At 57.2% G+C, this 18,346-nt stretch carries 19 protein-coding genes; 13 read left to right on the top strand and 6 right to left on the bottom strand.

Annotated features, from left to right (window positions below):
* Positions 1 to 129 precede the first annotated feature (129 nt).
* From AB5Y85_RS12660 to def, 5 genes are all read right to left on the bottom strand, one after another.
* The gene (locus tag AB5Y85_RS12660; RefSeq protein WP_005341967.1) at positions 130 to 1,572 is read right to left on the bottom strand and encodes a TrkH family potassium uptake protein; all 1,443 of its coding nucleotides are present in this window, start codon (positions 1,570 to 1,572) and stop codon (positions 130 to 132) included.
* Positions 1,573 to 1,668: 96 nt separating this feature from the next.
* Positions 1,669 to 3,045: a Trk system potassium transporter TrkA gene (gene trkA, locus AB5Y85_RS12655; protein WP_005339689.1), complete on the bottom strand. Its 1,377-nt coding sequence runs from the start codon at positions 3,043 to 3,045 to the stop codon at positions 1,669 to 1,671.
* Positions 3,046 to 3,132: 87 nt separating this feature from the next.
* A complete protein-coding gene (gene rsmB, locus AB5Y85_RS12650; protein ID WP_005356215.1) occupies positions 3,133 to 4,425 on the bottom strand; it encodes a 16S rRNA (cytosine(967)-C(5))-methyltransferase RsmB in 1,293 nt (430 codons plus the stop codon).
* Positions 4,426 to 4,485: 60 nt separating this feature from the next.
* Positions 4,486 to 5,430 carry a methionyl-tRNA formyltransferase gene (fmt, locus tag AB5Y85_RS12645; protein WP_005357507.1) on the bottom strand — a complete coding sequence of 315 codons (945 nt, stop codon included), beginning with the start codon at positions 5,428 to 5,430 and terminating at the stop codon, positions 4,486 to 4,488.
* A gap of 12 nt (positions 5,431 to 5,442) precedes the next feature.
* Positions 5,443 to 5,955 carry a peptide deformylase gene (def, locus tag AB5Y85_RS12640; RefSeq protein ID WP_005357510.1) on the bottom strand — a complete coding sequence of 171 codons (513 nt, stop codon included), beginning with the start codon at positions 5,953 to 5,955 and terminating at the stop codon, positions 5,443 to 5,445.
* A gap of 108 nt (positions 5,956 to 6,063) precedes the next feature.
* Between def and AB5Y85_RS12635 the strand changes: the two genes are divergently transcribed.
* The 9 genes from AB5Y85_RS12635 (at position 6,064) to AB5Y85_RS12595 (ending at position 12,827) form a co-directional block, all read left to right on the top strand.
* The gene (locus AB5Y85_RS12635; RefSeq protein ID WP_257686828.1) at positions 6,064 to 7,155 is read left to right on the top strand and encodes a LysM peptidoglycan-binding domain-containing protein; all 1,092 of its coding nucleotides are present in this window, start codon (positions 6,064 to 6,066) and stop codon (positions 7,153 to 7,155) included.
* Position 7,156: 1 nt separating this feature from the next.
* Positions 7,157 to 8,272, top strand: coding sequence for a DNA-processing protein DprA (gene dprA, locus AB5Y85_RS12630; RefSeq protein WP_257686827.1), 1,116 nt, complete (start codon positions 7,157 to 7,159; stop codon positions 8,270 to 8,272).
* Positions 8,265 to 8,738 (top strand): DUF494 family protein, encoded by a 474-nt coding sequence (locus AB5Y85_RS12625; RefSeq protein ID WP_005339699.1) that lies wholly within the window; start codon positions 8,265 to 8,267, stop codon positions 8,736 to 8,738. Before dprA ends, AB5Y85_RS12625 begins: the two co-directional genes overlap by 8 nt.
* A 55-nt stretch (positions 8,739 to 8,793) precedes the next feature.
* Positions 8,794 to 9,351 (top strand): type I DNA topoisomerase, encoded by a 558-nt coding sequence (locus AB5Y85_RS12620; protein WP_257686826.1) that lies wholly within the window; start codon positions 8,794 to 8,796, stop codon positions 9,349 to 9,351.
* A gap of 74 nt (positions 9,352 to 9,425) precedes the next feature.
* Entirely contained in the window at positions 9,426 to 9,929 is a 504-nt protein-coding gene (purE, locus tag AB5Y85_RS12615; RefSeq protein WP_005339704.1) for a 5-(carboxyamino)imidazole ribonucleotide mutase, read from the top strand.
* Between the two features lie 134 nt (positions 9,930 to 10,063).
* Positions 10,064 to 10,624 carry a Sua5/YciO/YrdC/YwlC family protein gene (locus AB5Y85_RS12610; RefSeq protein WP_005356244.1) on the top strand — a complete coding sequence of 187 codons (561 nt, stop codon included), beginning with the start codon at positions 10,064 to 10,066 and terminating at the stop codon, positions 10,622 to 10,624.
* 112 nt (positions 10,625 to 10,736) lie between these two features.
* Entirely contained in the window at positions 10,737 to 11,645 is a 909-nt protein-coding gene (gene hemF / locus AB5Y85_RS12605; protein ID WP_075116086.1) for an oxygen-dependent coproporphyrinogen oxidase, read from the top strand.
* Between the two features lie 103 nt (positions 11,646 to 11,748).
* On the top strand, positions 11,749 to 12,570 hold the full coding sequence (gene aroE / locus AB5Y85_RS12600) for a shikimate dehydrogenase (protein ID WP_257686825.1): 822 nt from the start codon (positions 11,749 to 11,751) through the stop codon (positions 12,568 to 12,570).
* Entirely contained in the window at positions 12,567 to 12,827 is a 261-nt protein-coding gene (locus AB5Y85_RS12595) for a DUF1488 domain-containing protein (protein ID WP_257686824.1), read from the top strand. Before aroE ends, AB5Y85_RS12595 begins: the two co-directional genes overlap by 4 nt.
* A gap of 776 nt (positions 12,828 to 13,603) precedes the next feature.
* Here the strand turns inward: AB5Y85_RS12595 and yihA are convergent.
* The gene (gene yihA / locus AB5Y85_RS12590; protein ID WP_026034975.1) at positions 13,604 to 14,260 is read right to left on the bottom strand and encodes a ribosome biogenesis GTP-binding protein YihA/YsxC; all 657 of its coding nucleotides are present in this window, start codon (positions 14,258 to 14,260) and stop codon (positions 13,604 to 13,606) included.
* Between the two features lie 142 nt (positions 14,261 to 14,402).
* Here yihA and AB5Y85_RS12585 point away from each other — a divergent pair, with 142 nt between their 5' ends.
* The 4 genes from AB5Y85_RS12585 to hemN all read left to right on the top strand — a co-directional run bounded on the left by AB5Y85_RS12585 (position 14,403) and on the right by hemN (position 18,301).
* Positions 14,403 to 15,020 (top strand): cytochrome c, encoded by a 618-nt coding sequence (locus AB5Y85_RS12585; protein ID WP_005339710.1) that lies wholly within the window; start codon positions 14,403 to 14,405, stop codon positions 15,018 to 15,020.
* Between the two features lie 836 nt (positions 15,021 to 15,856).
* The gene (gene yihI / locus AB5Y85_RS12580) at positions 15,857 to 16,444 is read left to right on the top strand and encodes a Der GTPase-activating protein YihI (protein WP_101530323.1); all 588 of its coding nucleotides are present in this window, start codon (positions 15,857 to 15,859) and stop codon (positions 16,442 to 16,444) included.
* 11 nt (positions 16,445 to 16,455) lie between these two features.
* Entirely contained in the window at positions 16,456 to 16,896 is a 441-nt protein-coding gene (locus AB5Y85_RS12575; RefSeq protein ID WP_257686854.1) for a DUF2489 domain-containing protein, read from the top strand.
* Positions 16,897 to 16,927: 31 nt separating this feature from the next.
* Positions 16,928 to 18,301 (top strand): oxygen-independent coproporphyrinogen III oxidase, encoded by a 1,374-nt coding sequence (gene hemN / locus AB5Y85_RS12570; protein ID WP_101530321.1) that lies wholly within the window; start codon positions 16,928 to 16,930, stop codon positions 18,299 to 18,301.
* Positions 18,302 to 18,346: the final 45 nt, after the last annotated feature.

Raw genomic sequence — 18,346 nt, 5'->3', positions numbered from 1 at the left:
CCTGATGAGCTCGTTCAGGCTATCCGGTAATGGGGCTGATGAGCGTTGAGCGAAGGTCGTGGGGATGGGTGAGATAAAAAAGCCGCAGCGGATGAACGCTGCGGCTTTTTGCTGGCTTGCAGTGAGGGATTACTGGCGCCAGAAGGAGGGGAAGAAGAGCACGGCGACCGTCAGGATCTCCAGTCGTCCCAGCAGCATGCCGAATGACAGCAGCCATTTGGCCGATTCCGGCAGGCTGGCAAAGTTGGTGCTGGGGCCGACCACCGGGCCCATGCCCGGGCCGACGTTGGCAACGGCGGTGATGGAGCTGGAGATGGCCGTCAGGGGGTCAAGCCCGATGGCGCCCAGCAGTGCAGCTATCACCAGAATGATGGCGAAGTAGGCTAGTACGAAGGAGATCATCGAGCGGATGATGGCGTCATTGACCGTCCGGCCGTTGTACTTCTGCGGGAAGACAGCAGAAGGGTGCATCAGTTGGCGCATCTGCTTTCTGAACAGGGCGAATGCCACCTGTACCCGGAAGATCTTGAGACCACCCGCAGTGGAGCCTGAACAGGCCCCAAGAGCCAGCAGCACGATGAAGACGATGCTGGCGAGCGGCCCCCAGGTGCCGAAGTCACCAAGGCCGTAGCCGGTGGTGGTGAGCACCGAGACGATGTTGAAGCAGCTGATGCGCAGGGCATCCCAGAAGCCGAACAGATCTCTCTCCCACAGATAGAAGGTCATGATGACGGTGACCCACACCACCAGCCAGAAGAAGCCTCGCACCTGGGCATCCTTGAACAGGCTGTTGTCCCTGTGGTTGAGGCTCTGCACATAGAGCAGGAAGGGCAGGCCACCGAGGAACATGAACAGGGTGCCAATCCAGTGTGCCGAGTTGGAGAAGTGGGACATGGATTGATCGGAGGTGGAGTAGCCGCCGGTACTGAGAGTGGTCATGGCGTGGTTGATCGCCTCGAACATGTTCATGCCGCTGGCCCAGTAGGCCATGAAGCAGAGCATGGAGAGCACCAGATAGACCACGACGATGTTGTTGGCGACCGTCTTGGCACGCGGGGCGCTTTTGTCCGACCAGTCCGAGCTCTCGGTCTGGAACAGCTTCATACCGCCGACGTTGAGGTAGGGCAGCACGGCTACCGCCATCACGATAAAGCCGACCCCGCCCAGCCACTGCAGGATGGATCGCCACAACAGGATGCTGTGGGCCATGTTGTCGAGGCCGGAGAGCACGGTGGAGCCCGTGGTGGTTACCCCCGACATGGTCTCGAAGTAGGCGTCGGTGAAGTTGATGTGGGTGATGAAAACAAAAGGCAGGGCGCCGAAGGCGCAGGCCACCACCCAGACCGAGGTGGTGAGCAGGAACATCTCCCGCACCCCCAGGTGGAACTCCGCCTTGCGCCCGTAATGGAGGCAGAGCAGGGCGGCGCCGTGGGTGATCAGCACCGATTTGAGAAACTCGACGAATCCCTCGGAGCCGGTGAGCAGTGCCAGCAAGGTGGGCAGCCACATGAAGAGCGCCAGCTTGGAGAGCACCAGCCCGAGGGTGAAGATAATGGGACGCAGCTTGATCATGTTCGATAACCTGGTCGTTGATTAACAAAAGACCCGGACCATCCCCTTGGGGGAGCTGAGCCGGGTCTGGTTTGACAGCCTGTGCGCATGAAGACGTTACAGGAAGAAGGGGCTTGGCTGGAACAGCCGCTCCACTTCCGGGATGTACTTCTTGTCCACCAGGAACATGACCACGTGGTCATCCTGCTGGATCTTGGTGCGATCGTGGGCTATCAGCACCTCATCTCCGCGCACTACGGCACCTATGGTGGTGCCCGGCGGCAGCTTGAGCTCGCCCACCGTCTTGCCGACCACCTTGGAGGTGTTCTCGTCACCGTGGGCAATCGCCTCGATCGCCTCGGCAGCGCCGCGGCGCAGACTGTATACGTTGGCGATATCGGCTCGGCGCACATGGGTCAACAGGGCCGAGATGGTGGCCTGCTGCGGCGAGATGGCGATATCGATGGAGCCACCCTGCACCAGATCGACGTAGGCGCCGCGCTGGATCAGCACCATGGTCTTCTTGGCACCCATCTTCTTGGCGAGCAGCGCCGACATGATGTTGGCCTCATCCTCGTTGGTCACGGCGATGAAGACGTCGATCTGGTCGATATGCTCCTCGGCCAGCAGCTCTTGATCAGCCGCATCGCCGCAGAAGACGATGGTGTTCTCCAGCAGTTCGGAGAGCTGCTCCGCCCGCTTCTGGTTGCGCTCGATAAGCTTGACGCTGTAGCGCTTCTCCAGCTGGCGGGCGAGACCCGCGCCGATGTTGCCACCACCGACGATCATGATGCGACGGTAGGGGCTCTCGAGGCGCTGCAGCTCCGACATCACGGCACGGATATGGCCCGCGGCGGCGACGAAGAAGACCTCGTCATCCGCTTCGATGATGGTGGTACCTTGCGGACGGATCGGGCGGCCCTGACGGAAGATGGCCGCTACCCGAGTTTCGATGTTAGGCATGTGCTCGCGCAGGGTGGAGAGGGCATTGCCCACCAGCGGGCCACCGTAGTAGGCCTTGACCGCCACCAGACCGACGCGACCACCTGCAAAATCAACCACTTGCAGGGCACCCGGATATTCGATCAGGCGACGCACATAGTCGGTCACCAACTGCTCCGGCGCGATCAGGTGATCCACCGGCACCGATTCCGGCAGGAACAGGCGATCCCGCTCGGTCAGATAGGCTGGCGAGCGGATCCGCGCCACCTTGTTCGGGGTGTTGAACAGGGAGTAGGCCACCTGACAGGCGATCATGTTGGTCTCGTCACTGTTGGTGACGGCGACCAGCATGTCGGCATCCTGAGCTCCCGCTTCGCGCAGCACCTTGGGGTGAGCGCCATGGCCGTTGACCACTCGCAGGTCAAACTTGTCCTGCAGTTCGCGCAGGCGCTCACTGTCGGTATCGACGATGGTGATGTCGTTGTTCTCTCCGGCCAGGTTCTCGGCCAGAGTGCCGCCGACCTGGCCGGCTCCCAAAATGATGATTTTCATAGGGAACGTCTACTCACGTTGATGCTGTAAAGGGGAGCGCCAGAATGGATCTGGCTGCTCTCCCGAATGAGGTTTGTCATGCCCGGTTCAGAGCTTGACCAGTTTGGCGTAGTAGAAGCCATCCATCTCGGCTTCACCCGGCAGGAACTGGCGACCCGGGCAGTCCGGGGTGTCCTGTTCGTGCAACGGTACCAATTTGGCATCTTTGGTCGCGGCAAGGAAGGCGCGGATCTGTTCGCGGTTCTCTTCCGGCAGGACGGAGCAGGTGGCGTAGAGCAGGGTGCCGCCGCTTTTCAGCTTGCCCCAGAGGGCATTGAGAATGCGGCGCTGCAGCTCGGCCAGCTCGCGGATGTCCTGATCACGGCGCAACCACTTGATGTCGGGGTGGCGACGGATAACACCGGTGGCGGAGCAGGGGGCGTCCAGCAGGATGCGGTCGAACTGGCCCTCCGGCCACCACTGTTCCGGTGCCGCGGCATCGCCGTGGATCACTTTGGCGGTGAGGCCGATGCGATCCAGGTTCTCCTGCACCCGCTTGAGGCGGTTCTCGTCGGCATCAACGGCGACCACCCCGGCCAGCTTGGGCTGACGCTCCAGCAGGTGGGCGGTCTTGCCGCCGGGGGCGGCGCAGGCATCCAGCACCCACTCACCCGGTTGCGGGTCGAGCAGTGCCGCGGCCTGTTGTGCTGCACCATCCTGTACCGAGCAGTCACCGACCTCGAAGCCGGGCAGCTTGGTCACATCGCAGGGACGCTCCAGCAGGATGCAATCCTCTCCCTCTTCACCGGCCACGGCATTGATGCCGGCTTCAGCCATGCGAGCCAGCATGGCATCGCGGCTCTGGCGCTGGCTGTTGTTGCGGATCCACATGGGGGGGCGCTGGTTGTTCGCCTCCATGATGAATTCCCACTCATCGTGATAGGCCTGACGCAGGCGCTTGGTGAGCCACTCCGGATGACCGAGGCGAATGCTGGGAACGCGGTCGATACGCAGCAAAATGACTTCGGCGCTGCGCTGGAAGTTGCGCAGCACGCCGTTGATGAGGCCACGCAGGGAGGTGCCCTTGAGCAGTTTGACGGCGTTGACGGTCTCGGCCACCGCGGCGTGAGCCGGAATGCGAGTGTAGATGAGTTGATAGAGACCGACCAGGATGAGGTAGTGGAAAATGCGGCTCTTGTTCTTGAGCGGCTTGTCCATCATCTCGTTGACTGCCGCATCGAGGCGGGGTAGCCAGCGCAGGGTGCCGTAGCAGAGTTCTTGCAGGAGAGCGCGATCGCGAGGTGCAACTTTCTCCTGGGCAGCAGGCAGAACAGCGGAGAGGGATTGACCCTGATCCAGCACCTGTTGAATAACGAGAGCGGCCTGTGCACGTGTTTTCATAGAGTTACCTTAGATGCGCAAGTCGGGGCCTGGGCCCCGCTTGTGTCAATTCAATCCAGTTCAATTCAATTGCGTGCCGGGTTCAAACCAGTCGCGGCGAGAGTTGAGCAGATCCGAAACGGACATCGCCTTCTTGCCGGGCGGTTGCAGGGTCAGCAGGCGCAGTACCCCTTTGCCGGTCGCGATATCGATCCCCTGCTTGTCGGCCTTGAGCAGGGTGCCGGCGGGTTGGCCGTGGTCGCTGTCAATGACGGCGGCTTGCCATACCTTGACGGTCTGGTCAGCCACTTCAAACCAGCTGATGGGCCAGGGGTTGAACGAGCGGATGCAGCGTTCGATGGCAACAGCCTCCATCGACCAGTCGATGCGGGCCTCTTCCTTGGAGAGCTTTTCGGCGTAGTTGGCCAGCGCATCATCTTGCGCCTCGGCAGCGGTTTCACCGGCGGCCATGGCATTGATGGTGTCGACCAGTGCCTGCGGGCCCAGCTCGGCCAGCTTGTCATAGAGGCTGGCGGAGGTCTCGTCGGCGGCGATGGGGCAGCTAACCTTGCGGATCATGGCGCCGGTATCCAGTCCCACATCCATCTGCATGATGGTGACGCCGGTTTCGGCATCGCCCGCCCAGATAGAGCGCTGGATCGGTGCGGCACCGCGCCAGCGGGGCAGCAGGGAGCCATGGACGTTGATGCAGCCCAGCCGCGGGGTATCGAGTACCACCTTGGGCAGGATCAGGCCATAGGCCACCACCACCATCAGATCGGCGCCAAGGGCCGCCAGCTCGGCTTGCGCCTCTTCCTTGCGCAGAGAGGCAGGTTGGTAAACCGGCAGGTTGTGGGCCAGTGCCAGCTCTTTGACCGGGCTGGCGGTGAGCTTCTGGCCACGGCCAGCGGGCTTGTCAGGCTGGGTATAAACGGCAACGACCTCGTGGTCGGAAGACAACAACGCCGCCAGGTGACGGGCGGCGAAGTCGGGAGTACCGGCAAAAATCAGTTTCAGCTTATTCAATGGGGCAGATCCTCAGAGGACTTTGCGATCTTCACGGGCCATCTTTTCCAGCTTCTGGCGAATGCGCTGGCGCTTGAGCGGGGACAAGTAATCCACAAACAGCTTGCCGACCAGATGATCCATCTCATGCTGGATGCAAATGGCGAGCAGATCGTCGGCTTCCAGCTCGAATGGCTTGCCGTTGCGATCCAGGGCGCGGATTTTGATCTGTTCAGCGCGAGGCACCAGAGCACGGCTGCCGGGCACGGAGAGGCAACCCTCTTCGATACCGGTGCTGCCGCACTGCTCGATGACCTCCGGATTGATCAATACCAGAGGATCTTCACGGTTTTCAGAGACATCGATCACTATGATGCGCTGGTGAATGTCGACCTGAGTCGCGGCCAGGCCAATGCCTTCCTCCGCGTACATGGTTTCGAACATATCATCTACAATCTGTTGTAACTCGGGTGTAAAGGTCTCGACAGGGGCTGCAACGGTGCGCAGGCGCTCATCGGGAAAACGCAATACATCTAGAATGGCCATAGTTTTTTCTTTAGTTTCGTATAAATGCAGTCAATATTGGCGTAATTCTAGTCATTTACGCCGACAAAAAACAGCAACACTTTGCGTACAGAAGTAACAGGGAGTGTTATGTATCTGAAGCAAACCATCCTCGCCTGCCTGCTGGTGACCGTGAGTCAGGCAGCACTGGCCGATCAGCTGAGGCTGAAAGCGGGTTACCCCGAAAGCTATGTAGTGCAAAAAGGCGACACCCTGTGGGATATCTCCGGCAAGTATCTTTCCGAACCCTGGCTCTGGCCCCGTCTCTGGAACATCAATCCGCAGATAGCCAATCCTCACTGGATCTACCCCGGTGATGTACTGCATCTGAGCTGGGTCAATGGTGAACCCCGACTCGGCAAGGCGATGCAGGGTGGCAAGCAAGTCATCCGTCTCGGCCCGAAAACCCGTTACGAGAACAAAGCCAACCCCATTCCGACCCTGCCTATCAGCGAGATCGGCCCCTTCCTGCAAACCGACCATATTCTGGCTGACAGCCAGCAGCAGAAAACCTTGCCCTATCTGCTGGGGTCGGATCAGAAGCATATCGGCATGCTGGAGGGGGACACCCTCTATGTGCAGGGCTCCCTGACGCCGGGGCAGGTTTATGGCATTTATCACCCCGGAGTGGTCTACAAGGATCGCGAAACCGGTGAACTGCTGGGCCAGGAGGCGATCTTTGCCGGTGTGGTGCGGGCCGTGGCGCGTCTTGATGGCGAGCGGACTGAAGTTACCCTCACTCATAACCAGCGCGAAGTGCTGCAGGGCGACAAGGTGATGCCGCTGCCGGCTCAGGAAAACATGCCCGCCGTCTTCACACCGAAAGCGGCACCTGCCATCACGCCGGGCTATATCATCGATTTGCCGAACAAGACCCGGGGCGGTGGCAAGTTTGATGTGGTGCTGATCAATCGGGGTGGCCGTGATCAACTGGTCGCCGGGGATGTGTTGGATGTCAGACGACCCGGTGCTGCTCTGGTTACCAAGAATGGCGATGTACAGTACAAGGAGCTCTCGTCGGTTTTTAACCGGGTGTTTTACAGCAGCAACAAGAAGGCACCACTGCCCTCTGAAGCGATTGCCCGCGTCATGTTGTTCAAGGTGTATGACAAGCTGAGTTACGGTCTCATCATGCAGAGTAACGACATGGTGAGTGCGGGCTATCAGGTCACTCACTTCTGACGTGAACTACCCCGACGCGCGTCTGGCGCTCTGGCTAACTCTCGATGCGGTCACCGGTATCGGTCCGGTGACCGCTGCACGTCTGTTGGAACGGGCTGGGGGAAGTATTGATGCCCTGTTCCAGAGCGATGAAGCGCAATTGCATGGTATGGGGTTATCGTCAGAGCAGATCAAACAACTGCGCTGGCCCTCGCCAGTGGTTGAGCAGAGCCTGGCTTGGGCTGCTTTGCCTGACAATCTCCTTATTCCGCAAGATCACCCGGTTTATCCACCCTTGTTGCGGGAAATTCCCGCGGCCCCCCTGTTGCTCTACTGTCGTGGAGATCTTGCTGCGCTGTCGCTACCCCAGCTGGCAATGGTGGGGACACGCCATCCTACCTATGCAGGCAAAGATAATGCCTCCCGCCTTTGTAGCGAGCTGGTTGGATGCGGGTTAGCGATCACCTCGGGCCTTGCGCTTGGTATCGATGGTGTTTGCCATCAGCAAGCGCTGGCTTGTGGTGGTATCACCCTTGCCGTATTGGGTTCCGGGCTGGATTGCCTCTACCCCAAACGCCATCAGGGGCTGGCAGGCCAGATTCTGGAGAGCGGTGGTTTGCTTATCTCCGAGCTGGCGCCGGATAAAGGACCGCTGGCTGAACATTTTCCTCGTCGCAACCGTATTATCAGTGGTCTGTCGCTGGGAACTCTGGTGGTGGAGGCGACCGAGCAGAGCGGTTCGCTGATCACCGCCCGTTATGCGCTTGAACAGGGGCGCGAAGTGTTTGCAGTGCCCGGCGCCCCGCAAAACGCCCAGGCGATAGGGTGCAACAGATTAATTCAGCAGGGGGCCAAACTTGTGCTGAGTGCGGCCGATATAGTGGAAGAACTGCCAGAGTGGGTCGCACGGCCAGATCCGTCGGTCATACCATCTGAGCAACCGCATAATAGCGAATTGCCTTATGCCGATTTGTTGGATAACGTAGATTATGAGACCACGAGCGTGGATACCGTTGCCGAGCGGGCCCAGCTTCCTGTCGAAGTGGTATTGGGCAGGTTGGTAGAGCTGGAGCTGGCCGGTGCAGTGATGGCGGTAGCCGGTGGATACGTCAGAGCGAGGAGGGCGAATCATGTTTGATGTATTGATGTACCTTTTCGAGACCTACATCCACAGCGATGCAGATGTGATGGTCGAGCAGGATGAGCTCACCGACGAGTTGAGCCGGGCCGGTTTCGATAAAGAAGAGATCGACAAGGCACTCGACTGGCTGGAGCGACTGGCCAATCTGCACGATAGCGAACGGGAGGTCTATGTCACCGCCAGCGCGCAAGGCTCGATGCGTATCTATGCTCCGCAAGAGCTGGCACGCCTCAGCACCGAGTGCCGCGGCTTCCTGCTCTTTCTGGAACAGGCCCAGGTGCTGAATGCCGAAACCCGTGAGATCTGTATCGAGCGCCTGCTCGAGCTGGACAAGCCGGATATCGAGCTGGATGACCTGAAGTGGGTCGTCATGATGGTGCTGTTCAACGTACCGGGCAGTGAAAATGCCTACCAGCAGATGGAAGAGCTGGTGTTTGATGAGTCAGACGGCGTCATTCACTGACAGTCCGGTGCCGCGCTGGTAGAATTCAGGCCATCTGGATTTCAAGGCGCGGCCCATGTCAAAAATCGATCATCACCTCTTTTCAGCCCACGAACATGCCTTCGAGCGCGAGCCGTGCCCGCAGTGCGGGGCCGAGCTGGTGATCCGCCAGGGCAAACATGGCCCCTTTCTTGGCTGTTCTGCCTATCCTGCCTGTGATTACATACGCTCCCTGACGCCATCCGGCCGTGACAGCGAAAAGGTGCTCGAAGGCTCTGCCTGTCCCGATTGCGGAGAGCCGCTGGCGATCAAGAAGGGGCGTTACGGTCTGTTTGTCGGTTGTACCCAGTATCCGGCCTGTCAGCACATCGAATCCCTGCAGGAGAGCGATGATACCCAGATCCTCTGCCCCGAGTGCGGCAAGGGTCATCTGGTGAGCCGTACCTCCCGCTACGGCAAGCAGTTTTACTCCTGTGATGGCTATCCCCATTGCAAATATGTGGTGAACGACAAACCGATCCCCATGCCTTGCCCCGCGTGTGGCTGGGGCATCATGGTGGAAAAAAAAGTGAGGGGAACTCTGCGTTGGGTCTGTCCGCAAAAGAAATGCGGCCACCAAAGTGAGCAGGTATAATCCCGCCGCCGCAACCGGATTGAAACGTTTTCGGTGAACTTCAACCCCCCACTTGGAGTAAGGAAATTCCCACCATGAATAAACCCTTTGTTGCCGTATTGATGGGCTCTGATTCTGATTTCCCCGTGATGCAGACCACCCTTGAGGTGCTCAAGTCATTTGATATCGCAGTGGAAGTCAAAGTCACCTCCGCGCACCGCACGCCGGCTGCGACCCATCAGTATGTGACCGATGCCGAGGCCCGTGGCTGCAAGGTCTTTATCTGTGCTGCCGGTCTGGCGGCGCATCTGGCGGGTGCCGTAGCCGGCATCACGACTCGTCCCGTGATCGGGGTGCCCATCGATGGTGGCCCGCTCAAGGGGCTGGATGCGTTGCTCTCCACCGTGCAGATGCCGGGTGGTGTACCGGTAGCGACCGTGGCGATCGGCAAAGCCGGTGCCAAGAACGCAGGTTATCTGGCAGCCCAGATGCTGGCAGTAGCCGATGATGAACTGGCGGCCAAGGTTCGGGCCGAACGCCAGAAGAATGCCGAAGAGGTGATGGCCAAGGATGCCGCCCTGCAGGCTCAACTCAAGTAAGTGAACGAGTGGCGATCCGGATGTGTCGTATTTTCCTGTGCAACAGCAAAACGTCACTTTGTTGTGGTCGCCGCCGTATGGATTCAACTTGCTACTAAGTGACGAGGCGGCAGCCTGGCTGCCGCATTTTTCCTATGCCAAATGAATTTGAACAGGCGGTTGCTGCCCTCCAGCAGGAAGGGGTGATCGCTTATGCGACCGAGGCCGTGTTTGGTCTGGGATGTGATCCCGACTCCGAAGTTGCGGTGCAGCGACTGCTGGCCATCAAGCAGCGTCCGGTTGAGAAGGGGTTGATCCTGATTGCTGCCGACGTAGAGCAATTGCAGGATTACATCGATCTGAGCCAACTTAGTGGTGAACAACTGGCTCGGGTTGAAGCCAGCTGGCCCGGCCCCTTCACCTGGATCATGCCTGCCCGTGCAACGACGCCGGCCTGGCTGACCGGGCAGTTCGAGACCCTCGCGGTACGCGTGACGGCTCATCCTCAGGTGCAGGCGTTGTGTCGCGCCTTTGGCAAGCCGCTGGTCTCTACCAGCGCCAACCTGACCGGTGAGGAGCCTGCCCGTCGGGTGGCCGATATTGGTGAGCGGCTGGCAAGCAAGTTGGCCTATATCCTGCCCGGTGAAGTGGGTGGTCAAGCTAACCCCTCCGAGATCAAGGACGCCCGAACCGGCGCCATTATTCGCCCCTCCTGAGCAGGCGGATACGTCATGATTTGCTATCAATCCGCTGAGCGGTGAGCTCATCTGATTGATTTAACTATAAAAATGGACAGGGCGTTCACGATCCTGCCTGACTGGAGACAAGATGAGCAAACCGGATGTGGCCCAGGTCAAGGCCTTCCTGTTGCAGTTGCAGGACGAGATCTGCCGTGGTCTGGAGCAGGCCGACGGCAGTGGACACTTTGTGGAAGATGCCTGGAGCCGTGAAGGCGGTGGTGGCGGACGCACCCGCGTGCTGCGCCACGGCGCGGTGATCGAGCAGGGGGGCGTCAACTTCTCCCATGTCTATGGCGATGCCATGCCTGCCTCTGCTACAGCCCATCGGCCAGAGTTGGCCGGTCGCAAGTTCGAGGCGATGGGCGTGTCGCTGGTGATCCATCCGCACAACCCCTATGTGCCGACCAGCCACGCCAACGTCCGTTTCTTCATCGCCGAGAAAGAGGGTGAAGAGCCTATTTGGTGGTTTGGCGGTGGCTTCGATTTGACGCCCTTCTATCCGTTTGCCGAGGATGTCCAGCATTGGCATCAGGTCTCCCGTGATCTCTGCCAGCCCTTTGGTGATGAGATCTACCCCGAGTTCAAATCCTGGTGCGATCGCTACTTCTTCCTCAAGCACCGCAACGAGACGCGAGGGGTGGGCGGTCTCTTCTTCGACGATCTTAATCGCTGGCCTTTTGCCGACTGCTTTGCCTTTATGCAAGCGGTAGGTCGGGGATATCTCGATGCTTACCTGCCGATCATTGAACGACGCAAGGTTCTACCCTATGGCGAGCGGGAGCGGGAGTTCCAGCTCTATCGTCGCGGCCGTTATGTGGAGTTCAATCTGGTGTATGACCGTGGCACCCTGTTCGGGTTGCAGACTGGCGGACGTACCGAGTCGATCCTGATGTCGATGCCACCGCTGGCACGTTGGGAGTATGACTGGCAGCCGGAAGCGGGCACTCCTGAAGCCTTGCTCTACACCGATTACCTCACGCCGCGAGAGTGGCTGTGACCCGAGGGGCCATGATGGCCCCTTTTTACTGGCCGATATTCGGCTTGTTCCCGAGTGCGAAAACCCGTTAAATCGGAATATTGCCCTCTGATGGAACTCTTTGATGGATCGTTATCTGGTTTTTGGCCACCCGGTGCGCCACAGCAAGTCCCCCTTCATTCACACCCTGTTTGCCAGACAAACCCAGCAAGAGCTGGAGTATGGGTTGGCTGAACCCGCCGTCGACGAGTTTGCCCAAGCCCTGCGCACCTTCTTTGACCAAGGGGGCAAGGGATGCAATGTCACCGTTCCCTTTAAGGAGCAGGCATTCACTATGGTCGATTGCTTGAGCCAGAGGGCCAAGCGGGCGGGCGCGGTCAATACCATCAAGCTGACCGATGATGGCGTGTTGCTGGGGGATAATACCGATGGCGCTGGATTGGTCGCCGATCTCAAGTCCCATGGTGTGACGCTGGCGGATAGCCGGATCCTGCTGCTGGGTGCCGGTGGCGCTGCTCGTGGTGCATTGGCGCCGCTGCTGGCCGAGCTGCCGAGTGAGCTGGTGATCGCCAACCGCACCCACACAAAAGCGCAACAGTTGGCTGCCGAATTCCACGATCTGGGGCCTGTGACTGCCCAGACCTATGAGCAGTTGGCAGGGCCATTCGATCTCGTCATCAACTCTACCTCCGCCAGCCTGCAAGGAGAGCTGCCGCCGTTGGCCCCTGCCCTGATCCACACTGATATTGCCATCTACGACATGATGTATGGCGCCTCGGATACGGCGTTTATCAGTTGGGCCAAACAGCATGGGGCCCGTCAAACCATGGATGGACTCGGCATGCTGGTGGAACAGGCCGCCGAAGCGTTTACCGTGTGGCGCGGAATTCGTCCCGGGACTAAACAGGTATTGAGAGAGTTGAAGCGTAACTTGGGGGTGATATGAACCAGGGTATTCTGTTTCCTGATTTGATGGAGTGGCAGGTTGACGAACAGCGGGTGCGTTTTCCTGCCCAGCAGATGGGGGCACTGATAGATTGTTACATCAGCCAGCGGCGACTGGAGAGAATGACAGGTCTGGCGCTGACGAGAGAGGATGACATCGTCAGAGCCTTCGAAAGTGTACGTTTTGATATTGAAGATATGGCTGAAAAACTCATTGAAGAACAAGAGCTTGCTGAGGATGGCGCTATCTACCTCTGATTTTTCAAAGTTTTTTTGTTTTGTAGCGGAACTACTTTGAAATGGCGCTGACTAACTAGATAGTTGAGGAAGTGCTAGCTAGTCACCTTTATAACTCCCCGGTATTCGTACTGGGGATTTTTTTATCTGCATGAAAGTAAAAGGTTTTTTCTTAATCTGTAAGTTGTGAAACTAAATTACATAAATTACTTTCACTTTCTGCTGCTTTGCTGTACAGTTGTCTGCGTAGGGTACAGAGGTAAGATGTTCTATCTTTCAGACCTTTTATTTCACGTAATTGAATGTGGCTGAATAGCTGCCCCGATGAGGTTCTCGTCGGGGTGTTTTTTTATGCGCATCATTTAGAGTAAATGCTTTAAATTGGCGATACATTTGATAGAATGAGGCTGCTTCTTGAGGAATACCTGTCGTCTGGTACTCAAGATTCAGCTTCTTCCCAATTTTTTGAACTTATTATTTCAGGCTGGATGGCATCACTGTCGTCCGGCCTCATTTTTATCCCTTTCGGTTAAAGTTTGTAATTAAATTTCATTTTTGTCTCATTTTGTAATTCTTGTTCGTTTTGAAAGAACGAATTTGAAAACGCTATCAACGCCTACTTAAGTTAATTATTTTTGTGAATTAACTGCCTATCTATATGAACTGTAAGCAGTATTGGATATAGCAGGGGAGGCGAATGCGGGGTATTTGTCGTGAGGCAGGTGAAAGCGGCAATCTGAAACCCTTTCAATCAGCGGAGGAGTGCTCCGCCAATTGCAAGGAGAGCGAGGAGTAGATTACTCCTCGGCAGGTTGCTGTTCATCAGCGTCCAGCAGGTCGGTATCGTCACCACTGACGTACCATTCGGTCAGGGTTTGCGCCAGCTTCTCCACACCGATATTGGTGAGGGAGGAAAACGCTTCGACCTGGATCTGGGAACCGAGGTTGGCAACGGCCTGGCGCACCTTGATCACCTGGTTGTTGCGCGGGCCGGGGCTCAATTTGTCAGCCTTGGTCAGCAGCAGCATGACGGGCAACTGACGGTGCGAGCTCCACTCCAGCATGTTCATGTCGGTATCTTTGAGCGGGTGGCGGATGTCCATCAGGATCACCAGGCCTTTCAATGACTCACGGCGCTGCAGATACTCTGCCAGTGACTTTTGCCACTTGAGCTTCATTTCCAGCGGAACTTGCGCATAACCATAACCCGGCAAGTCGACCAGACGCTTGCCCGGTTCCAGCTCAAACAGGTTGATCAGCTGGGTACGACCGGGTGTCTTACTGGTGCGCGCCAAGTTCTTGTGTTTGGTTAAGGTGTTCAATGCAGATGACTTACCGGCGTTGGAACGGCCGGCAAACGCGATCTCGACACCCCCATCATTTGGCAGGTGACGGATGTCGGGTGCGCTGGTCACAAAATGCACCTTATTGAAATTCAGAGTTTGTGTATCCAACGTAAATTCCCCATGGAGATAGAGGGTTATAGAGTTACTTTTTTGTAAAATGGTGTAAAATAGCGTCGCTTAAACGCGTTTATTTTAACATGCCTTCAGCGGCATGGGATCTGGAAGCCTAATAACGAAAAGTTGGAACGCCATGAAGAACCTAGTCATTACTCTTGCTCTGATGGTTGGCGTAACGGGGATGGCACAAGCCAAGGGCGATGCCGCTGCGGGACAGACCAAGGCTGCCGTTTGTGCGGCTTGTCATGGACCGGACGGAAACAGCCTGGTTGATATGTACCCCAAAATTGCTGGTCAGCACGCATCATATATCAAAAAGCAGTTAGTTGAACTGAAGGCTGCCGCTTCTGGTCAAATTGGCCGGGTTGCGCCAGTGATGGGGCCGATGGCGTTACCTTTGTCGGAACAGGACATGGATGACCTGGCGGCTTATTTCTCCAGCCTGAAGGTTACCCCTATCGCTGTCCCTGACGACGTGGTCGAAGCGGGCAAGGCACTCTATATGGGTGGTGACATGAGTCGCGGTCTGGCAGCTTGTACGGCTTGCCATGGTCCCCGTGGCTCGGGTGTCGAACAGGCGAAGTATCCAAACCTGTCCGGCCAGCATCCTGCCTATATCAAGGCTCAGCTCACCGCATTCCGTGCCGGCACGCGTGACAACGATCCGAATGGCATGATGCGGGACGTTGCCAAGAAACTGACTGATCAGGATATCGAAGCCCTCTCCAAATATGTGGCGGGTCTGCACTGATATAGTCGATACGGTCGATTTTAGTTGAAACGGGGAGCCTGGGCTCCCCGTTATTTTTATGGCTTTCAGATAATTCTCGGTTTAATCCCCCCGTTCTGTAAGAGATCTCCCATTCTCAAGGCAGGCCAAGGCTCATAAAATTGCATAAAATATTAAATAATCATTATTTATCAATGAATTATATAAGTATTGATATTTTTCGACATGTTGAGAATGTTTTGAGTGGATTGAGCCGCTTTATAGAGTTGGTACAGTAGGCTTAATGGATTCACCCACGGATTGGGTGGCGGTTTCACGACAGGGGGTTGTGAGCAGAGGATGGCTGGCGTGGCGGGATGCCATGGGCTCGGATGAGCTGGCAAAGGATTGAAGGATCAGGATGGTGACCATCTCCGGAGCGGGATGGGGTTGCGGGATGCAGACTCCCCGGCACGATGGCAGGATGCGGTCGAGACGGGTCAAACAAGCACACGCACATTCAGGAACGACCAATATAAGGTCAGGATGACTACACAACGATATGATGCGGCGACAAGTTGTCATGGAGAGGACGAAACAGACTGTTTTGCCATTCAGGATGGCGCACGCATGAACATATCAAGGCAGCTTCGGCTGCCTTTTTTCTTTTGGGTCATTAACCCGATTAGCCATTCTGTGTCAAAATACCAGCAACATGCCCAGAGGATACCGATCCTGCGGTGTTCAGTGGCCTGATTGGGCCTGATTGGTGCGGGATCCTGCTCTTGTTCCAGCCTTACTGTTCCTCGCATCGTATCCCACCGGGTGAGATCATCCCGGGTACGGGTCAAACCAGTTATTTTCGGAGTTAGCCATTCATGTCTGCCAAACAACCCACTCGCAAGCCTACTGGCAAGCGCAAAGAATCTGATGTCAGTGCTCAGGAAGGCCGTGAGCGTAAACGGGCTGCCAAGCGAAAGGGCCTGAAGGCTGGTTCTCGTCAGCAAGTTGAACAGCCGAAGAACAAGTCTGGCAACAGCCAGTCTAAAGATCCGCGTATCGGTTCCCGCAAGCCGGTAGTTCTGGTGGTGGATGACAAACAGAAGAAGCCGGCAGCACCCAAGGCGGTGAAAGAGAAGAAGCTGGTGATGACCCCCGAGCAGGAGCTGGCTTCTATCGAAAACGATGACCGCTTGAATGATCTGCTGGATCGTCTGGATGCCGGTGAAACCCTGGAAGCGGCCGAGCAGGCCTGGGTTGATCAGCGCGTCGACCGTTATCAGGAGCTGATGGATGAGCTGGGCATCATCGACAATGACGATGATGAAGATGACGATCTGCCGTTTGATGATGGCGATGATGCCGAGTTCGACGAGCAGAAACCGGCCTCCGAAGAGGAGTTGTGGGATCGTTTCAACCAGGTCGATTTCAAGCCGGAACCCAAGCCTGAGCCGAAGAAAAAGTGATGAGTGGATGGATGCTGGCCGCCCTGTTGGGCGGCCTGATTTTGTCAGGGTTGGCCATCTATGCAGGCATGCTGCTGGCCAGACTGAGACGACAGCAAGCGATGCAGTGGCAGACGATTACCGCTCGCAATGAACGAATTCTGGAGAGCGTGCGGGTCATTGCTCATGCGGTGCAGGAGGGGCAGTGCGATTACTCCGAAGGCGCCATTCGGCTGACCAATCTGCTGGATGCGTTGCAGATCAAGGGGGGGCGGGCGTTTGTTGCCGAGTTCCCGGGTCTGTACGGGTTGTATGAGAAGGTGAAAGATATGCCGACTCATGAGGCCAGACGTGCCCTCAAGCGCAATGAAGTGATGAAGATGGATCTCGAACGCAGCGGCTACGAGGCCGAGCTGGAGGCCCAGATCCTCAAGGATGTGGCCCAGCTGAAGGATTTTCAGTTAGGTCGGTGAGCCAACAATAACAACAAGAGAGGAAGCGAGCGTGCAAGCAGAACAGATTGTGTGGGATCAGGCCCTGATCGAAAAATATAACTACAGTGGCCCGCGATACACCTCTTATCCCACTGCGCTGGAGTTCAACGAGAGCTTCGGCTATCCGGATTTTGTCCGCGCTGCCGGCCAGTATCCCGAGCGCAATCTGTCGCTCTACGTGCATATCCCTTTCTGTCACAAACTCTGCTACTACTGCGGCTGCAACAAGGTCATTACCCGTCATCAGCACAAGGCTGACGAGTATCTCGACCACCTGGAGCAGGAGATCAAGGCGCAAGCCCCGCTCTTCAAGCACCGTATGGTCACCCAGCTGCACTGGGGGGGCGGAACACCCACCTATCTGGATGAAGCGCAAACGCGCCGTCTGATGGCCATGCTGCGTGAGCACTTCCATTTCGCCGAAGAGGGGGAATTCAGCATCGAGGTCGATCCGCGCGAGATTGCCATTACCATGCTGGATGTGCTGCGAGACGTCGGCTTCAACCGCATCAGCCTTGGGGTGCAGGACTTCAACAAGGATGTACAGGTCGCGGTCAACCGCGAGCAGGACAACGACTTTATTAAAGCCATGTTGGAACGAGCCCGTGAACTTGGCTTCCGCTCGACCAACCTCGACCTTATCTATGGCCTGCCGCATCAGGATCGTGCCAGCTTCCACCATACGTTGGAAGAGGTGCTCAAGACGGATCCGGCGCGCCTCTCCATCTTCAACTATGCCCATCTGCCGAGCCGCTTTGCCGCCCAGCGCAAGTTGAAAGAGGTGGATATGCCTGCGCCGCAGGAGAAACTGGCCATGCTGCAGGACACCATCGCCTTCCTCACCGGTCAGGGTTACCAGTTCATCGGCATGGACCATTTTGCCAAACCCGATGACGAACTGGCGGTCGCGCAGCGCGAGGGCAAGCTGCACCGCAACTTCCAGGGCTATACCACTCAAGGTGATTGCGATCTGCTGGGGCTGGGGGTTTCCTCCATCAGCATGATCGGTGATGCCTATTCCCAGAACCAGAAAGAGCTCAAGGCGTATTACGCACAGGTTGCAGAGCTGGGTCATGCCCAGTGGAAAGGCTGTTCGCTCAATCAGGATGATCTGATCCGCCGTGAGGTGATCAAGCGGCTCATCTGTGATTTCCGTCTGAACTTTGCTGCTGTCGAACAGGCGCACGGGCTCAATTTCAGAGAGTATTTTGCCGACGATCTCAAGCTGCTGCAGACCTTCATCAACGATGGATTGGTGCGTATGACGGAGGATGGTCTGGAGGTCTCCTCCACGGGGCAGTTGCTGATCCGCAATATCTGCATGTGCTTCGACGTGTACCTGCGCAACAAGGCGCGCCAGCAGCAGTTCTCTCGTGTGATATAAGTTGTGCTTGCCGATCAGAAAACAGAAAGGGGCGCCATTGTGGCG

Origin of the sequence: Aeromonas sp. R3-1 (genome assembly GCF_040908345.1) — a bacterium.
In the GTDB taxonomy this organism is placed as follows: domain Bacteria; phylum Pseudomonadota; class Gammaproteobacteria; order Enterobacterales; family Aeromonadaceae; genus Aeromonas; species Aeromonas veronii.
Note: the sequence above shows the minus strand (reverse complement) of the source record. Positions and strands in the feature narration are given on the sequence as shown.